The sequence below is a fragment of the Gemmata obscuriglobus genome, from assembly GCF_008065095.1.
Taxonomy (GTDB): Bacteria; Planctomycetota; Planctomycetia; order Gemmatales; family Gemmataceae; genus Gemmata; species Gemmata obscuriglobus.
The window spans coordinates 3,023,379-3,040,836 of the sequence record NZ_CP042911.1; the positions used below are offsets into that span (position 1 = coordinate 3,023,379).

Sequence of the window (17,458 nt, forward strand, 5' to 3'; positions counted from 1 at the left end):
CACGGCCGCCGCCCGGTTCTCCTCGTTCCGGGATGCCGCCGAGGCGGTGCGGATGACCGGGGTCACGATCAGCGACAACCAGGTGCGCCGACTGGCTCACGAGGTCGGGCACGAGTTGATCGCGCGGCGCGATCGGAAGGCGGTCGAGCACCGGCGCCGCCAGTTAGAGCCGCGGACCGCGGTGGTGCCCGTGGCCGTGGTGGTCGAGGTCGATGGGGGGCGCATCCGCACCCGCGCCGCGGGCGCCGGCCCGGGTGTTCACGAGGCCCAGAACAAGGAGGACAAGGTGGCGTGCCTGGCCACCCTGAGTGGCCCCACGTTCGCCACGGACCCGTGCCCCGAGCCGCCCGAGTCGTTCCGCTGCCCGCGCCGGGTGCGGCGCCTGGTGCAGCAGATGAAGGGCCCGGCGGGCGAGGTCGCGCCCCCGGAAACCGTGGACGAATCGACGCCCCCGGTGCCGGCCGGGGAACCCGAAGGGGCCGAGCGGTGGTCCCCGACGCGGTTGGTGCGGACGTGCGTGGCGAGCCTGGAGGGGAGTACCGCGTTCGGCCCGATGATGGCCGCCGAGGCCCAGGAGCGGCGCTTCTATGAGGCCCCGCGTCGGGCGTTCGTAGCCGACGGTCAGGCGTACAACTGGACCATCTGGCGCGGGTACTTTGGTGCGTTCGAGCCGATCGTGGATTTCCTGCACGCGGTGTGTTACGTGTTCTCGTCGGCCGCGGCCGTGAGCCCCGATGAGGCGTCGGGTTGGTCCCAATACGTGGCCTGGATGCGCGCGTGCTGGCAGGGTCGCGTTGGAGAAGTGCTCACCGAACTGGATCAGTGGCAGGCGCGGCTGGGTGAGCCCCCACCGGGTGAGGCGGCGACGGCCGAGGAGCGCCGGGACCCGCGCCGGGTGGTGGCGCACGCGCGGACCTACTTGGGGAACAATCGGGATCGCATGGCGTACCCGCGATACCGGCGCAACGGGCTACCGACGACGAGTAGCTTGGTCGAGTCACTGGTGGGCGAGATCAACGCCCGGGTGAAGAGCACACAGAAGCATTGGACCCGGCCCGACGGTGCCGAATCGATCCTGCAACTGCGGGCCGCCGTGCTGAGCCAAGACGACCGGCTCCCACGGTTCTTCGCCGAACGGCCGGGCTCCTCGTTCCGCAAACGAGATACACTCTGCCACAAATCAGAGGGTGCCACAGCACAAACCGTGGCGTGACCTCGTCACGAGAGCGGGCGCATCGTCAGCCATGTCTGCCCCCTGCGGGGAATTCGCGGGTTAACCCGATTCTGATGATTGTATCGATGGCTGAAAGCATCAGAAATGTGGCCACACGTACAGTATCACTGTGTGTGTGGCCCCTTCGTTGCCGTGCATCCGTGCGTCGCGCACTGTTTACTAAACACGAAATTGCTCCCAAACGAACGTTGCAACCTGCGTGGCCTCACCCAGAGGCGAGGTGACGCAGACGCGAACGCACTCGGCGAGACTCACTCGACTGTCCACAGAATGACTGAGTCCTTGTCCTTCACGTATATGCGGTTCCCGATCGCGATCGGGTACGCGTACGTCGCGCTCGCCCCCACCTTATAACTCGCGAGTTTCTTGAACTCCTTGTCACTCGGCTCGAACACGGTGAGCTGTCCGTTGGGCGGAAGCGCGAGCAGCACCGCACCGGCGTCGACGATGTTGCCTTACCCGCGTCCACCGGGGAGTGGCTCGGTCCAGGAGGTTTTGCCCGTTTCGGAACTCACGCAAAAGAGGGCGTCCGACGAGGTGAGCCCGAAGCCATCAACCCGCGCACGATCGCAACGCTCGGCGAAATCGGGGTCCAGATCGAGCCGACGGGAAAGCACGCGCCGCGCGGGAAGAAAGGGGCCGCGAACCCCGTCTACAGCGTGAGGTGGGGCAAGGGGCTCAAGACCCGGGAGTTCTCGAAGGTGTACTCCGATCCGCACAACCCGCAGCGCGATTGCGCCGCGATCCTCGTGTGTAGTGAGGCCGACACGGCGTGCCCGAAGGTGACCGGCGCCGCTGCCCGCATTCCGCTCCCGTACCTCGATCCAAAGCTGTTCGACGGTGCACCGTTCGAGTCCGCAAAGTACGCCGAGCGGCGCGACGACATCGGCCGCCTGATGCTCAGCGTGTTCATGCAGCTGCGAAGGCACTTGGAGGTGGGATCCGGCGGAAAATGAGTTCTCGCTTTGGGTTGGCCCCGTTCATCTCATTTGTCAGCCAACAACGCACATCCTTCGACCACCGGCTACCTTCCAACGCCCCGTCATCCGCACCTCGCGCCGGAAGCCCCTACGAACCGATTCTTTTTCAACCCGCATTGCCCCCGCTTCGGCCGAGCCGTGGAATAAAAGCAGCCGAGTACTATTGACACGAATACACGACTTCGTGTATTCGTTAATCAGGGAGAGCGCGATGAGCACCAAGAAGACCGCAAAAGTTCCGGAGCCGAAGGCTGACGAGTGCTGCGACACCCGACCGGAGCTGAAGGACCGGCCGCTGTTGTCGTTCGTCGAGGCGGTCAAGGTGATGGCGCTTTTTAAGGTGCTCGCCAACGACACCCGGCTCCGGCTCTTGCACCACATCGTGCGGAGCGGAGAGGCGACGGTGACGGACCTGGCGAAGACGCTCGGCATGAAGCCGCAAGCGGTTTCGAACCAGCTCACGCGGCTCTCGGATACGGGCATGATCCTGTCGCGCCGCGACGGGAACAACGTGTACTACCGGGTCGTGAACGTGTGCGTGGGACCGCTCCTGGATCTGGCCCTCTGTTTGATGGAAGACCCGGGAGCGAACTGCGCGGTGGAGAAGGATAACGATGAGCAAGACGATAACTGATGCGGTACGGGACAAATACGCGGCGGTCGCAGCAAGCGACTTGAGCGGGACGCACAGTGGTGTCCACGCCGTGGCCGAGGCGTTCGGGTATTCGGCCGAGGAGCTCGCGAGCATCCCGGCGCAAGCCAACATGGGGCTGTCCTGCGGCAACCCGACCGCGACAGCGAACCTGCGCCCGGGTGAGGTCGTTGTTGATCTCGGCTCCGGCGGCGGGCTCGACGTGTTCCTCGCTTCGAAGAAGGTCGGGCCGACCGGGCGTGCGATCGGGATCGACATGACCCCGGAGATGGTCGCGCGTGCGACCACTAACGCGCAGCGACAGGGCTTTTCGAACGTCGAGTTTCACCTGTCAACGATCAACCAGATGCCGCTCGACAGCGACTCGGCCGACTGCGTCATCTCGAACTGTGTGATCAACCTGGTTCCGGACAAGGCGGCCGTGTTCCGCGAAATCTTTCGAGTCCTCAAGCCCGGCGGGCGCGTGGCGATCTCGGACATCGCCCTGAAAAAACAACTGCCGCCCGAGGTCGGAAACGATCTGATGGCGTACATCGGGTGCGTGGCGGGGGCCATTCCGGTTGAGGAGTACGAGAGCGGTCTCAAAGCGGCCGGGTTCTCTACCGTTCAGATCGTGGACACGAAAAAAGACCTGAACGCGTACGCGAAGGTGGAAGGGCAGGCGGCGTGCTGCTCCCCGGCGATGGACGAGGCGACGTCGTCCTGCTGCACCCCGCAGGCCCAGGGCACGGCGAGTGTGCACGGCGGCCTCTCGCACCTCACCGCCAAGTACGACATTAACGAGTTCGCAGCCAGCGTTCAGGTGTACGCGGTCAAGTCGTAGCGGTACTCGCGCCATCGAATCACTGTGGTCCGCACGAACACGTGCCCGTGTGGCGCGATAGGAGCGTGCGCGCGAAACCAAGCATATTTTCAGGGAGACAGACACATGGGTGAGGGGAAGAAGCGGGTGCTGTTCGTCTGCGTGGAGAACGCCAACCGGAGCCAGATGGCGGAAGCGTTCGCGCGGATCCACGGCGGCGACGCTGTGGAAGCGTTCTCGGCGGGGAGCCGCCCTTCGGGGAAGGTGAACCCGCGCGCGATCCAGTTCATGAAAGAGCGCGGGTACGATCTCGCCGCGCACGGCTCAAAGGCGCTCGACGAGTTCAACGGACGGGCCATTGATGTGGCCGTGACGATGGGCTGCGGGGACGCGTGCCCCTTGGTCCTGGCTGACCGGCGCGAGGAGTGGCAGATCCCGGACCCGAAGGAGCTCCCAGATGACGAGTTCCGCAACATCCGCGACCTCATCGAGGGCAAGGTCAAAACGATGCTCGAGGCGCTCGGTGTGCCGATAAAGGGAGGTGCGGCATGAGCGCAAGTGCGACACAGACGCCGCCCGAGACGGCGGCCCCGAAACGGATGAGCGTTTTCGAACGGTACCTGACGGTGTGGGTCGCGCTCTGCATGGCGCTCGGCGTGGCTATTGGGCGAACGCTCCCGGGGGCCACGCACGCGCTTCGCGGCCTCGAGTTCGGCTCCGGCAGCCCGATCAATGTGCCCATCGCACTGCTCATCTGGTTGATGATCGTGCCGATGATGATGAAGATCGATTTCGCGGCCGTCGCGGGCGTCACCCGCCGCCCAAAGGGGCTCGCGGTAACACTGCTCGTGAACTGGCTGGTCAAGCCGTTCGGCATGTTCGCGCTCGGGTGGGTGTTCTTCCAGGGCCTGTTCTTGCCGCTCATCGGAGATGAACTCGCGCGGCAGTACACGGCGGGCGTGGTCATCCTCGCGGCCGCCCCGTGCACGGCGATGGTGTTCGTGTGGAGCTACCTCACCGACGGGGACCCGGCGTACACGCTCGTGCAGGTCGCGGTCAACGACCTCATCATGCTGGTGCTGTTCGCGCCGATCGTGGGCTTCCTGGTCGGTGTTGCTGGGCTCGCGGTCCCCTTTAACGTCATCCTGCTCTCGGTGGGCGTGTTCATCGTTGTGCCGCTGACCGTTGGGGTGCTGCTTCGCACGGTGCTCGTACGTGCAAAAGGACGGCACTGGTTCGAGCACGGCTTTTTGCCGAGGTTCCAGCCGGCCGCGATCGGTGCGCTGCTCGGAACGCTCGTGCTCATCTTCGCGTTCCAGGCGGACAACATCCTGTCGAACCCGCTGCACGTCGCGCTCATCGCGGTCCCGATCCTGATCCAGGTCTACTTCAACGCTTCGCTGACCTTTGGGCTGATGTGGCTCGTGCGGGTGCCCCACAACGTTGCGGCACCGGGGGCTCTCATCGGGTCGAGTAACTTCTTCGAGCTGGCCGTGGCCACCGCGATCGCCTTGTACGGCCCCGAATCGGGAGCCGCGCTTGCGACCGTCGTGGGCGTACTGGTGGAAGTGCCGGTGATGCTCAACGTGTGTGCGATGTGCAACCGGAGCCGCAGCTGGTTCGATTCGAGAAGTATCGCCTGACAACTATTCGAGAAACGACGGCTGCGACGGAAATCGACGTCTCGCCCGAGGCGCAGATTTCACCGCGACTCGCTAACAATAAGCTCTGACCCCGTCCGGCGCGAGCGGCCAAGGTGCTCCCGTCGAACCCGTCACGGAGATCGCAATGAATCTGCGCACCCTGTTCGTCGCGGCGTCCGCTGCGCTCGGCACCGCCTCACTCGCGAGCGGCGACGACTGGCCCCAGTGGATGGGACCCAAGCGCGACAACGTGTGGCGCGAAACGGGCATCCTCGAGAAGTTCCCAGCGGGCGGGCCGAAGGTCGTTTGGCGCGCTCCCGTCGCCGCCGGGTACAGCGGCCCGGCCGTCGCGAACGGCAAGGTGTACGTTACCGACCGCGAACTCGCGAAGGGGGCCGCGAACCCGGCCGACCCGTTCGACACGGAGAAAAAGGTCGCCAGCACCGAGCGGGTGCTGTGCCTCGACGAAAAGACCGGCAAGGAACTGTGGAAACACGAGTACCCGTGTGCGTACCAGATCAGCTACCCCGCCGGTCCCCGGTGCACGCCGCTGGTGAGCGACGGGAAGGTGTACGCGCTCGGCGCGATGGGCGACCTCCGCTGTCTCGAAGCAGACTCCGGCAAGCTCGTGTGGCAGGTCGACTTCAAAGAGGCATACAAGGCCAAGCCCGCGATCTGGGGCTACGCCGCGCACCCGATCCTCGACGGCAAGAAGCTGATCACGGTGGTGGGCGGTGAGGGCGCCCACGTCGTCGCGTTCGACAAGGACACGGGTAAGGAACTGTGGAAGGCCGGCGACGACAAAGAGATCGGGTACGCCCCGCCGCTGATCACCGAGGCCGCCGGTGTGCGGCAGATGATCGTTGCGGCGCCCAAGTCCGTTTACGCGGTCGACCCGGACACCGGCAAACAGTTGTGGACCACGCCGTACAACGCGACCAGCACCTCCATCATCATGACCCCGGTGCGAAGCGGCGAGTACGTGTACGTGGGCGGCTACTCGACCAAAAACCTGATGCTCGAGTTGAACGCGGACAAGCCCGGCGTCGAGGTGCTGTTCAAAGACAAGAAGGGCTCGGGGCTCTCGCCGGTGAACGTGCAGCCGTTCGTGCAGGACGGCATCATCTACGGGCACGACGAGGGCGGGGCGCTCAGGGCCGTTGAAATTCCCAGTGGGAAGCGCCTCTGGGACTCCCCCGGTCCGCTCGCCGGTGACCCCAAGGGGTCCGACACGTCGTTCATCGTGAAGAACGGCGACCGATTCTTCTTCTTCAACGAGAGTGGGGAGTTGGTGATCGGGAAGCTCACCGCAAAAGAGTACGAAGAAGTTGACCGCGCAAAGGTGATCGAGCAAACCGGTGCCGCGTTCGGTCGCAAGGTCGTCTGGTGTGCCCCGGCCTATGCCGACAAGAAGATGTTCGTCCGCAACGATAAGGAAATCATCTGCGTGGACCTCGCGGCGAAATAGTTTCGGCCGCGCTCGTGGAGCTACTGAGAATGTCGAACGGCGGGCGGGCATCGAGCCCGCCCGTTTTTAATTGACCAGCGGACGCGCTGACCTTTTCGAAGCTCGGCACGGAATGAAGTCTCGCATGTTAAGCGAGCTACCGGCCCAGAACCGTGATCCCGCGCGATTTAGCTGCCGCACACAGATCACCGTCGAGCGACGCGAGAGCAGCGCCTTTACGTATCGCAAGTTCGAGGTAGGCAGCGTCGTAGGACGTGAGCCCGGTTTCACGAGCAAGGGCCAAGGTGTGAGTGGGTCCCCGAGCGGCGGTGTCGGGGTCGACGGATAGCGGGAGCGTTTCGAGAAGGGTCAGAAACTGCGTAGCCTTGTCTTGAGTGAGGCGCTTTTTCCGCTCGGCGCCAAGCAGAACGTTGGTCACCTCGAGCGACCAGTGCCCGGGAACGATCGCTTCCGCGCCCTGCGAGAGCAGGTCTAAAACTTTATCGGTTTCGGGAGTCGCTTCGTCCGCGAAGCACCAGGCCATCGTAAGTGAGCAGTCGGGAACAAAAAGCGCCGTCATTTCCTTCCGTAGTTGATCAGATCCCGCACGGTCACATGGTCCGCACCGGGAGGGTTCAGTTGCGTATCGGTGCGAAGGCGCCGCCACTCGGAGATTGCCCCTGCAATGTCCCTTCGGCTGACGTGAGCGGCGGGGACGAGTCGGGCGACCGGAACACCGTGGCGGGTGATGACGAGTTCTTCGCCACCTTCAACCCGGTCGAGCAACTCGGAGAGCTTTGTCTTCGCTTCGTACAATCCAACTGTAACCATAACCATCGAATGTGTCAAACTAGTCTTAGACTAGTATAAGTAGCGGTTATACAAAATGCAACACATTTCGCTACACGACCCCGGCCGATCCGCAGCGCTGAGGCCTCTAGGGCCACCACTTTTTAACCTCCGATAATAGATGCTTATCGGAGGTTAGGGGACTTCGAGCGACTCTTAAGCTCGAAAAAGCAGTGTCATTTAAAAGGGATGGTTACGCGAATCGAAACAAACGCCGTTCCATTTTTAGTCATGAAATCGTCGTTTCGGTCAACGTTTCTACTCGTACCGACGTGACATTTTTGATTGGCGTGTACAGATCTGCTTCCACATTTTCCGTCAGTAGGGTTACGACGAGACTGTATTGCGCCTTCTGAAGCAGCCGCCCGAGATGGGCCCGTTCGCGCCACCAGCCCGTCACTGGATAAATGGCTATCGAGCCACACGCGGCGAGTTCGGCCGCTGAGCCTTCCCACCAATCACTGTGAACCGAACCGTGGGTTCGGCCCTTGTCGCCGACGACCCAGTTGCGCGTTTCCGACTGCGACTTCGGCCTCACCTTCTCGTCTTCCCACTGTGTCTTCGAAATGCGCTGTTTGAATTCCGCAACGCTCTCGAGTGGCCGAATGACGTCAAAGCGTAACCCGTGTGATGCGTACCGGTGATTGGCTCCCCACCCGACACTGCCCGGGCTCGGCTCCACAAAATAAGACAATGTCACGCGCATGGTAACGGGCACTTCCCCGAGCTTTTCCAGCTCTTCTCGCGGCCACGGCAGCGCGTGAAGGTGCATCTCGTTTGTCGCGGGCTTCTTCTTCTCCGAATCGAACTTAAACGGCTGAAGTGCCCCTTCGTGTATCAGCGTGGCGCAATTTTTCAGACTGTACACCGCCCGGTCGAGGTCCGGAACGCCGTACCCGTAGCAGCGAAGACATCTTTGGACGTTGGCCTTGTTTTCGAGGCCGAAGCGCCCGGTCATCGCACGGGTCCATTGGGCCGAGTGAACCAACAGGGCGCGGACGGTTTCGGGGCGCAGCTTCGGGTAGTGGCTCCACAACTGGGCCGCCATCCGTGCGGCCAGTGCCGTCGCCGGGCTCGTGTCGCGCGTCGTGTCGAACAGCCGCCCGCTTGGGTGCAGCATGGTCGTCAGCAGCGACAGGTCCTCGACGCTCGAGCGCGACCCGCCGTGGGCCCCGTAATTCCCGCCCTCGCACACGATGTCCGGTTTGATCGGCCAGCCCGGGTGGTGATCCTCGGGCCAGGCAAGTGAGGTGCGGCTCGTCGGGCACAGGTCACCAGCTTCGGCTATGGGCTCGTAGCCGGCGTACGTCGGATCCTGGATCGTCACCTTGTTCGTGAACGCCCCGACGGTGATCGCGTTCCAGGACTGGGCCGGGTCCTCGATCCCCGCGCAAGTTGTGTTCCACCGGTGGTACTCATATTCAGGCGAATAGAGTTCCGCACGCACGTTCCCGGCCGAAATGAACATGAGCTTGGGCGTCTCGTCGAGAACGCCCGCGCAGATTTCGTCAACGGCCCCGGACCACGAGGAGGGCAACCCCTGCGGCGTCGCGCTCGCCGTCACGGCCATACAGATCGCTCGGTTCCGATCGGGCCGCCTCATCATCGCCAGGGACACGCCCTGTTGGGTCACCGCGCCGTACACCTCCGGAGCGTTTTCGCTCGGGGGCGGCGGAAGGATCTTCACCGACTCGAGCCGGTGGCGCAGCCGAATCACCTCATTGGTGCCCAACACCTCGGTCAGGCACCCGAATAACGCGATGCCGGCCATACCGGTTCCGTGCTGCTCCTGATCGTGATCGTGCGCTCCCCAGCTCTCATCAACACTCTGGGCGTCCGATTCGGCCAGTGCTTGCTCAAGAAGCGGATGCCCGCGATGAACACCACGATCCAAGATGCAAACGCTGGGCGCCTCGTTCCCAGCGGCGACTACATTCTTGAGCATCGCGGCGGCAAACTGGGCTTGGTCGCGAGCCGGCAACTCGAGGTAGGGGCCGGCGAGTTCCCTCGCCTTTCTGAGCTCTGCCATGAGGCTCAGTAGCTCCAAGGACCGGGAGAACTGGGCCGCACTACCGTACGCCAAGAGCACGACCCGCTCGGGAAACCTCACGTAACGCGTGGTGGTGCGGATCCCGAGGGCACTGGTCAAAGAACGAAACCGCGCGACAACGGATTCGGCTTGCGGGCGAAGCGCGTGCAACCACACCTCCCACCACCGTTCCTCAGCCTCGTCGGGGAACTCTTCCTTCTCGGCCCAAAAATCGCGGACGAGGGCCAGCCGCACCCTGGCAATGCTCGCGACGAGCGGAGTGTTCTTTCGCACCTGCTTCGAGACCGTGGCCCGTTCACCGAGCGCGGTGATGATGCGGTCGCTTTCGCTGACCGGGCAAGTGATCGATGCGGGGAGTTTTCCGTCCGACGGTTCCTTGATGCTGACTGAAACCTTTCGCTTTTTGTCAACCAGCCCTTCTAGTGTCGCGCGCATGCTCTCGTCGGCGCTGATGGTGAGCACCGTTCGGGTCGCGTACGTCTCGACGAGCTTAAAGAAGTGCTCGAGTTTCCCATCGGCGACAAAGACTTGTGCCGTCTCGACGCCGTCGCGCGGGAGGACGCTTCGCAACTCGATCCCGTCTCTAACCTTTTCGAGCCCTTTGAGGTTCAGCTCCTCTCCTTTATCACTCTCGAACGTCAGCACCAGTCCGCCGGGCTCGTGTGTGAGCACATCGAGCCCCGACCCGCGCTCGCGGACGCGGATCTCTGCGGCCTGATCTCGAGCGGCGGCGAACCCGTTTTTCAGCTCGGGGGCGTGCGTTGTGGGGTTACGGGCCGGGGTTTTAAAAGAACCGCCCCCGCCCGTGTTGGTTGAGGTGTAAGAAATCGGTTCGGCATTCTGAACGAGACGTAGGTGGGGCAGCTTACTCATTCGGGCGACGCTTCCTTCCCCTCTTCTTCTTCTCGGCGCGCATCGAGCGACGCGCCGCCATTGCTTCGACCAGCAGCGGCCCGGCTACAGTGGTCACGTCAGCCAAGACCGCGGCCCGCGCGGCGTCCTCAGCGGCTCGCGCCACTTCAGCGTGGCAAAGGCCACGGGCGGCGGCAGTAATGGCCGGCCAGCGCACTTCGGACAGTGTAAACGAACTGAGTCGATTCTCAATGAGCATCCGCACCGCACCGGTGTCAGGGAGCTCGTACTCGATGACGTCGTCGAAGCGCCGAAACAGTGCGTCGTCGAGCATGCCGATGAAGTTCGTCGCCGCCACGACGATGCTGTCCGAGTCGTCGCGCTCCATGAACTGCAGAAACGAGTTGAGCACGCGACGGATCTCGCCGACGTCGTTGGACGCGTTGCGGGTGGCGCCGATCGCGTCGAACTCGTCGAACAGGTACACGCCACGGGTCTCGGCCATCGCATCGAACACGATGTGCAGTTTGGCGGCCGTCTCGCCCATGAACTTCGTTATCAGGGCGTGGAGTTGCACGAACATTAGCGGCAGCTGGCACTCTCCAGCAAGCGCCGCTGCGGTCATCGTTTTGCCGCACCCCGGGGGGCCGACCAAGAGAAGTTTTCGCCTCGGGGCCAGGCCGTGCGAGCGCAACCGCTCCCGCTGGCGCTGTTGATGGACGATGTCTTGGAGCTGCTGCTGGATGCGGCCGGGCAGCACCATGTCACTGAGCCGCGTGTTCGGGTACGAAGCGCTTACCAGGCCTGCGAGCTCTCCCGAAGGGCGCGCGATCGGGACCGCCCGGGGCGTACCCGCAGCCGCTTGCCGCCGGCTCTCTTCGACGAGCCCCCGTAACTCTTCGGCTAGGCGTGGGTTACCGTGCTTCGCGTTGTGGGCTGCGATCTGAAGCGTAACGGCCCGGAACTGCTCATCGTTACGAGCAGAATGACTTCGAATCAGGGCTTTGAGCTGCTCAGCGGTCGCCACAACATGTTCCTTTTTCGAGACACAACCGTCTCGAACACTCCTCTTCTAACCGAGTTTACACTACTGACGAAAGCCCATCTATGCTCGTAATCCGCCAGCCTCGGAGTGGTCCGCGATGCGAGATGGTGCGCCTTTCGGACTTGCTCTCGATTTCAGTCGTGAGGTGGCCCACCCCGGCCCGTCCCTCACCATGATGCGCCCCAAATGAGTTCGGCGCGACACCTTAATCGCAGCGGTCGAGGTGGCAGAGTGGGACCGCATGCGCTGGCCAGTTCCCCAGGTACTGGAAACTCTGGGAAACGAGTCCATCTCCCCGATTCATCGCATCAGCGTGGCGGCTTCGGCGATCCGTGCGTTGTGGCGGCGCGATCTCCCGCGCCACGCACGCCAAGCGTTCCTGTTTGGCGTCCTGGGGTGGGGATCTTTGCCCGATCGACCGTGCCAGCAAATCACGATACCCGTCAAAGCTGACTGAAAGCTCAAACTCATCATGCACCTCGTCCGTCGCAGCGCGAATTTGGCGTTTCGGCTATTCAGGCGTGACGATGCAACGCAGAAATGTGATTTGATGGTCAGTAACGGGGCGAATCAATGCCACCCCGCTGAATTCTCGCAAAAACGTTACAACCGGGACTCGCAACCAGTTTGTCGACTTGCTTTCAGTCTCGAAGACGAAAATTTGCCCTCTGCTAGCTGTGGAATTCCGTATAGTCGAGTGGTGGTTTTACATTCTTGAATGGTCGAGCCCACGACGTGACAACCTTACTTTACTACCCCGCAATCGAGAGTCGTCGTGGCCAGTATTTAGGCAGCCCGATCGTGAGGTTGCAGCAGCCTGCGGGGGTGGCCGAGGGTTTGCTCGAACCGCTACTGAATCGCGGCGCCGACTGGTCGACGTTTACTCCCGGCCCCGCCTCCCCTCTTCCCGACCCCGTGCTCATCGCGCCGCGGGCGACTGCAGCCAAAGGGCTGCCGGCGCAGATCCTCATCACGGCCGACGGAAAGTTGCCGCCGGCCTCCCGTGACGGGTGCCGGTGGTTTCGTCCAGCTCCACACGGGTTCTCTGCGGACCTAGCCGCGTGCGAGGCCGAGTGCGCGTCCATCCTGGACTCGTGGGTCGGCAGCTTTTCTTTCAAGGCGGAGCGGCGAACCGGCCAGACGGTCCTCGAGCGCGGGCTCCGTCCGCCGCAGATCGGTGCGCTCTACGCCGCGCTGGCTCACTGGACGGTGACCAATGATCCGGCCACCGTCGTGATGCCCACCGGCACCGGCAAAACCGAAACCATGCTCGGGTTGCTCGTGGCCGACCGGCTCCGGCGCGTGCTCGTCATCGTCCCCACGGACGCGCTGCGCGATCAGTTGAGCACGAAATTCCTGTCGCTCGGAATTTTAAAGAGTGCGGGCGTGGTCGCGTCAGGCGCCCTTTTGCCCGTTGTGGGGACGTTGCGCCGCAAGCCGACCACGGTGCAGGAGGTGGACGAGTTCTTTTCACGCTGCAACGTCGTGGTGACGACCGCGCAAATTGCCGGGGCGTGCGTGCCCGATGTGCTCGCGCGGATGGCCGCGGTCTGCAGTCACCTCTTCGTGGACGAGGCGCACCACGTGCGGGCTCCGACCTGGGAACGGATCCGGACGGCGTTCACCGGCAAAGGGGTTCTTCAGTTTACGGCCACGCCGTTTCGAGGCGACGGCCGACTCGTCGACGGGAAAGTCATTTACAACTACCCGTTGCGGAAAGCACAGCAGGACGGCTACTTTCGCCCGATCCGGTTCCGGCCCGTCGAGGATTACGACGAGGACCAGAGCGACAAGTGCATCGCCGCCGAAGCCCTCGCACAGCTAGAAGACGACTTGCGGGCGGGGCGCGACCATTTGCTCATGGCGCGCTGCTCGAACATCACGCGCGCGGAAAAGGTCTTCGAGATTTACAAGAAGCTGGCAGCGGGCCACCAACCCGTCCTCGCCCACAGTGAGCTGTCGGCGAACCAGAAGCGATCGGCCGTTGAGGCCTTGCGCAACCGGACGACGCGGGTCGTCGTGTGCGTCGACATGTTCGGGGAGGGCTTCGACCTGCCGCAGCTGAAGGTTGCCGCCCTCCACGACGTGCACAAGAGCCTGGCCGTGACGCTCCAGTTCACCGGGCGCTTCACGCGGACCGAGGACGGGGTCGGCGAAGCGACGATAGTCGCCAACATCGGTAACGTCGATGTGGGCGGCGCCCTCCAGGACCTTTATGCCGAGGACCCGGACTGGAACCTCCTGTTGCGCGAGCTGTCGGAGGCGGCCACCGGCGGGCAGGTGCTGCGGTCGGAGTTCCTCCAAGGGTTTACGAACCTGCCCGACCGCATCCCGCTCCAAAACATCTTCCCCAAGATGAGCACGGTGGCGTTCGAAACCTCGTGCCCGCGGTGGATGCCCGAAGCGATCGAGCGGGTCGTCAGGAACCTGTACGACGAGCCCGCGGTGCACCCGCGCGAGAACGTCGCAATCTTCGTCACGCGCGAGCAGTTCCCGGTGGTGTGGGGCGACGTGCGCGGCATCAGCGACGTCGTCTACGAGCTGTACATCGTGCACTGGGACGACGCGCAGAACCTCCTCTACATCCACAGCTCGGACAACGGGACGGCCCACGAGGACATCGCCAAAGCCGTCTGCGGCCCTGATGCCGCTGCGGTGACTGGCGAGCGCGTGTTTCGAGCCCTTCACGGGGTCAACCGTCTGATCCTGACCAACCTCGGGCTCGGTCACTCACTGAGCCGCGCGGTCCGCTTCACGATGCACGTGGGGCCCGACATCCGCGAGGGCCTCACCGAGATGCACGCGAAGAACAAGTACAAGACGAACCTCTTCGGTCGCGGCTACGAGGGCGGAGAGAAGGTGAGCATCGGCTGCTCGAAGAAGGGGCGCATTTGGTCGTTCCACTCGGCCGAGGACGTGCACGACTGGCTCCGCTGGTGCCGGGCGATCGGGCCGAAACTCAAAGACAACACCATCGACGTCGCTGGGCTCCTGAAGGGGGCGATGGTGACCAAGCCAGTCTCGGCTCGGCCGACCAAAGTCCCTATCACCATCGAGTGGTCCGAGGACCTGCTGTGCCGCGACGAGGACGCCGTCCAGTTCGAGGTGGCCAACGTGCGCGCCCCCTTTTACGAGGTGGAACTGGAGCTCGTGGGCCATTCCGACACGGACCCGATCCGGTTTCGCATCTCTTCGGACGTCTGGCCCCTGCCCGTTGAGTTCGAGGTCCGCCTCTCCGCCGACCGCGTCGAGTACGTCCCCGCGACCGGCACCGACCCGAACGTGATCGTCGGCCGACGCACCCTGGCGCTTACGAAGTACTTGAAGCAAGAGCCACCGGTGATCCGCTTCCACGACGGCGCGTTTCTCATCGGCAACGACCTGTTCGAGGCGAACGTCACGTCTCGCGTCCCGTTCGACCCGTCTCGCATCGCGACGTGGGCCTGGACCGGGGTAAACCTTAAGGTCGAATCGCAGCGACAAACCAAGCGTACCGATTCGATCCAGCGCCATGTGATCGAGCACCTACTCTCGACAACAGCCCCGAACAAATTTGAGGTCATCTTCGATGACGACGCGTCCGGAGAAGCGGCTGACATCGTGGCCCTGAGGACTGCGTCGGGCCGTCTGCTCGTGCAGCTCTACCACTGCAAGTACTCCAAAGACCTGAACCCAAGTAACCGGCTCGAGGACCTGTACGAGGTGTGCGGACAAGCGCAGCGGAGCGTCTATTGGAAGGGGCAGCCGGAGCGGTTGATCGAACACCTGATCCTCCGCGAGACGAGGAGACTCAAGAAGGGCGGCGTCTCCCGCTTCGAGCTCGGGGACATGCGAGCGCTCAAGCGGCTCAAGGGCCTGCTGCAGCAGATGACGTGCGAGTTCGAAATCTTCATCGTTCAGCCCGGCCTATCAGTAGCACAGGCCGAGGCGAGCCAGCTGGATCTGCTGGCGGCGACCGAGCTTTACTTGAGCGAAACGTACAACGCCAAGCTCCGCGTGATAGCCAGCGTCTGAATCACTTTTTCGGCAAGCTCGTTAGCGGTCGGCCTCCTTGCCCGAAGCAAAAACCACTTGCCCATGTGATCAGCAAAGAGGCATCAGTTCCCTCAGCGACGCTCAAGCTCAAGCGCCTCTGCCGAGCTTCTTTCGAAGCGCTTGCAGCAGAGCGTTTTTGATCTCTAGCGGGTACGCACGAGCCGTCGGAGTTCCCCACCTTCCCCGCTTCGGAAGCGAATGAGGGTCGAGCTCACCTCTCACCTCGTGCGCGAGCAGCAGCAGCGCATGAATCAATTCGTTGGCCTTCGTGTCGCGCTGCCCGCTCCCGCTCCGGATCAGATCGAGCAACTCCTCGGACATGCGGAGCGCCTCGGGCGACATGTTGATCTCGCGCCGGGGGCCGGTGTGCCGCGGGGGCCGAGACTCGACAAGGGGTGGCTGCTCTGCCGCCGCCTGAGAAACGACCGGTGGAGGTGGAAGCAGTTCCCCCACTTTGTGCGCGTCGGCATTCGCCGAAATCGTTGAAGGGGTGAATGCGGGTACCGAACCGATTGGCGGGGGCTCGCTGAAAACCTTTGGCTTCAGGATCACAGGTGCGGCACGACTCGGGGCGGCCGGCTCCCCTACCCGCTTCGGCGCCACCGGACTCGGCCCCACTTCCGCCAAGTAGTCGCCGAGGTCGGTTATCGGGGCCACATCCAAGGTGAACGTGTCAGAGAGGCCGGGCCGGTACTTGTTAGCCATTGACTGTCTCCACATCCTCCAAGCCGGAGTCGATCACCTGCTCGACGAGTTCGGTACCCGGGAACGGGTTCAGCGTTGCGCCGAACGCGCCCTTGGCGCCACGGTTGATCATCTCCTTGACGAGCGCCGCACAGTTGGCCGCCTGCTCCTTCGCATCCGGGTGTTCGAAAATCGTGATGCCCCGCTCCGTCGATTCCCGGAAGCGCACCGAGCGACCGATGGTTGTTGCGAACACGAGCGCCGGAGTGAACCGCTTACATAGGGCCACATGAATCTCTTTATCAAGGATTGCCTTACGGTCGTAGTTTCCGAGCAGCACCCCGGCGAGACTAAGGCCCGGGTTGTACGATTTTCGAATCTTCTCGACGGTCCTCGTGATCACCTGTAGCGCCTTCAGATCGTACCCGCTCGGGAACGTCGGGATCACGCACCAGTCGGCGGCGACGAGGGCCGAGGTCATCAGGAACCCGAGGTTCGGGGGCGTGTCGATGAGGACCACGTCGAACCGGCCCCGTAGCGAGTCGAGCGACGCCCGCAGTCGGAACCGGTGCTCGTGGCGCAGCTCCTCCATGCTATCTTCGCTGATGCCGTTGTGAACCAGGAGCCCGAACACCTCTCGCTCCAAACGGATTTCGACGGACGAGAGCGCGCGGTGGCCCGGCACGACGGAGATGAGGCCGCCGAACCGGTCCTCCGGTGTGACCGCGATTTGGGCCGCCGGAACCTTCGACAGGTACGCGTCGGCAAGCGTGTACCGCCGCTGCCGGATCATCGCATCGGGATCGACGCCCAAATTGCCGGTGGAATCACACTGCGGGTCGGTGTCGACCACGCACACAGAGTAACCAGACGCCGCAAACGCTGCGGCGGTAGAAACGAGAGAGCTCGTTTTCCCGCACCCCCCTTTCTGGTTCGCAAACACAATGACCTGAGTCTCTCGAAATTTCATATCCTCGATACGCCCGCCCCGGAAAACCTAAACACGGGCCAAGTATTCCGGTACTCCGGAGGACCGGACAAGAGGGAAAATGCATCCGGCAACGAGTCCCCCACTACACCGGGGATACGAGTGCCGGCGCTCCAATCCCGCTCAGCTTTCCCCCGGTACACCGGGCCTCATTCAAGCGAACTGTTTTCGCATCACTTTTGGTCCCCCGGAGTACC

The 17,458-nt window shown here is 63.3% G+C and carries 15 protein-coding genes; 8 read left to right on the forward strand and 7 right to left on the reverse strand.

The annotated features are described in order from the left end of the window. The first annotated feature begins 52 nt into the window (after positions 1-52). Positions 53-1,213: a hypothetical protein gene (locus tag GobsT_RS12630; protein WP_010035719.1), complete on the forward strand. Its 1,161-nt coding sequence runs from the start codon at positions 53-55 to the stop codon at positions 1,211-1,213. A gap of 272 nt (positions 1,214-1,485) precedes the next feature. On the opposite strand, the gene GobsT_RS12635 is transcribed toward GobsT_RS12630, so the two are convergent. Then, positions 1,486-1,665 (reverse strand): hypothetical protein, encoded by a 180-nt coding sequence (locus GobsT_RS12635; protein WP_010036975.1) that lies wholly within the window; start codon positions 1,663-1,665, stop codon positions 1,486-1,488. A 228-nt stretch (positions 1,666-1,893) separates the two neighbouring features. On the opposite strand from GobsT_RS12635, the gene GobsT_RS12640 reads away from it, so the two are divergent. The 6 genes from GobsT_RS12640 (at position 1,894) to GobsT_RS12665 (ending at position 6,779) form a co-directional block, all read left to right on the forward strand. After that, positions 1,894-2,190, forward strand: a complete 297-nt coding sequence (locus GobsT_RS12640) for a low molecular weight phosphatase family protein (RefSeq protein WP_010036977.1) — start codon at positions 1,894-1,896, stop codon at positions 2,188-2,190. Positions 2,191-2,425: 235 nt separating this feature from the next. Continuing rightward, complete coding sequence (locus GobsT_RS12645; protein ID WP_010036981.1) at positions 2,426-2,848, forward strand: ArsR/SmtB family transcription factor; 423 nt, start codon at positions 2,426-2,428, stop codon at positions 2,846-2,848. Beyond that, positions 2,829-3,689 carry an arsenite methyltransferase gene (arsM, locus tag GobsT_RS12650; protein WP_029600761.1) on the forward strand — a complete coding sequence of 287 codons (861 nt, stop codon included), beginning with the start codon at positions 2,829-2,831 and terminating at the stop codon, positions 3,687-3,689. Before GobsT_RS12645 ends, arsM begins: the two co-directional genes overlap by 20 nt. Before the next feature lie 105 nt (positions 3,690-3,794). After that, positions 3,795-4,220, forward strand: coding sequence for an arsenate reductase ArsC (locus GobsT_RS12655; RefSeq protein WP_010036983.1), 426 nt, complete (start codon positions 3,795-3,797; stop codon positions 4,218-4,220). Continuing rightward, complete coding sequence (gene arsB, locus GobsT_RS12660; protein WP_010036986.1) at positions 4,217-5,311, forward strand: ACR3 family arsenite efflux transporter; 1,095 nt, start codon at positions 4,217-4,219, stop codon at positions 5,309-5,311. Before GobsT_RS12655 ends, arsB begins: the two co-directional genes overlap by 4 nt. A gap of 145 nt (positions 5,312-5,456) precedes the next feature. Next, the gene (locus GobsT_RS12665; protein ID WP_010036988.1) at positions 5,457-6,779 is read left to right on the forward strand and encodes an outer membrane protein assembly factor BamB family protein; all 1,323 of its coding nucleotides are present in this window, start codon (positions 5,457-5,459) and stop codon (positions 6,777-6,779) included. 136 nt (positions 6,780-6,915) lie between these two features. On the opposite strand, the gene GobsT_RS12670 is transcribed toward GobsT_RS12665, so the two are convergent. From GobsT_RS12670 to GobsT_RS12685, 4 genes are all read right to left on the reverse strand, one after another. Beyond that, the gene (locus tag GobsT_RS12670) at positions 6,916-7,338 is read right to left on the reverse strand and encodes a type II toxin-antitoxin system VapC family toxin (RefSeq protein ID WP_010036990.1); all 423 of its coding nucleotides are present in this window, start codon (positions 7,336-7,338) and stop codon (positions 6,916-6,918) included. Continuing rightward, positions 7,335-7,574 carry a type II toxin-antitoxin system Phd/YefM family antitoxin gene (locus GobsT_RS12675; protein WP_197905113.1) on the reverse strand — a complete coding sequence of 80 codons (240 nt, stop codon included), beginning with the start codon at positions 7,572-7,574 and terminating at the stop codon, positions 7,335-7,337. The genes GobsT_RS12670 and GobsT_RS12675 overlap by 4 nt, the downstream gene beginning before the upstream one ends. Positions 7,575-7,836: 262 nt before the next feature. Further along, a complete protein-coding gene (locus GobsT_RS12680) occupies positions 7,837-10,530 on the reverse strand; it encodes a S8 family peptidase (protein WP_010036993.1) in 2,694 nt (897 codons plus the stop codon). Further along, positions 10,523-11,536: an AAA family ATPase gene (locus tag GobsT_RS12685; RefSeq protein WP_010036996.1), complete on the reverse strand. Its 1,014-nt coding sequence runs from the start codon at positions 11,534-11,536 to the stop codon at positions 10,523-10,525. The genes GobsT_RS12680 and GobsT_RS12685 overlap by 8 nt, the downstream gene beginning before the upstream one ends. Positions 11,537-12,379: 843 nt before the next feature. Here GobsT_RS12685 and GobsT_RS12690 point away from each other — a divergent pair. Next, complete coding sequence (locus GobsT_RS12690; RefSeq protein ID WP_050790236.1) at positions 12,380-15,568, forward strand: DEAD/DEAH box helicase; 3,189 nt, start codon at positions 12,380-12,382, stop codon at positions 15,566-15,568. 108 nt (positions 15,569-15,676) lie between these two features. Here GobsT_RS12690 and GobsT_RS12695 read toward each other — a convergent pair whose 3' ends face one another. Then, positions 15,677-16,294: a hypothetical protein gene (locus GobsT_RS12695; protein ID WP_010037000.1), complete on the reverse strand. Its 618-nt coding sequence runs from the start codon at positions 16,292-16,294 to the stop codon at positions 15,677-15,679. Further along, positions 16,287-17,243 (reverse strand): ParA family protein, encoded by a 957-nt coding sequence (locus GobsT_RS12700; protein WP_071529256.1) that lies wholly within the window; start codon positions 17,241-17,243, stop codon positions 16,287-16,289. The genes GobsT_RS12695 and GobsT_RS12700 overlap by 8 nt, the downstream gene beginning before the upstream one ends. Positions 17,244-17,458 lie beyond the last annotated feature (215 nt).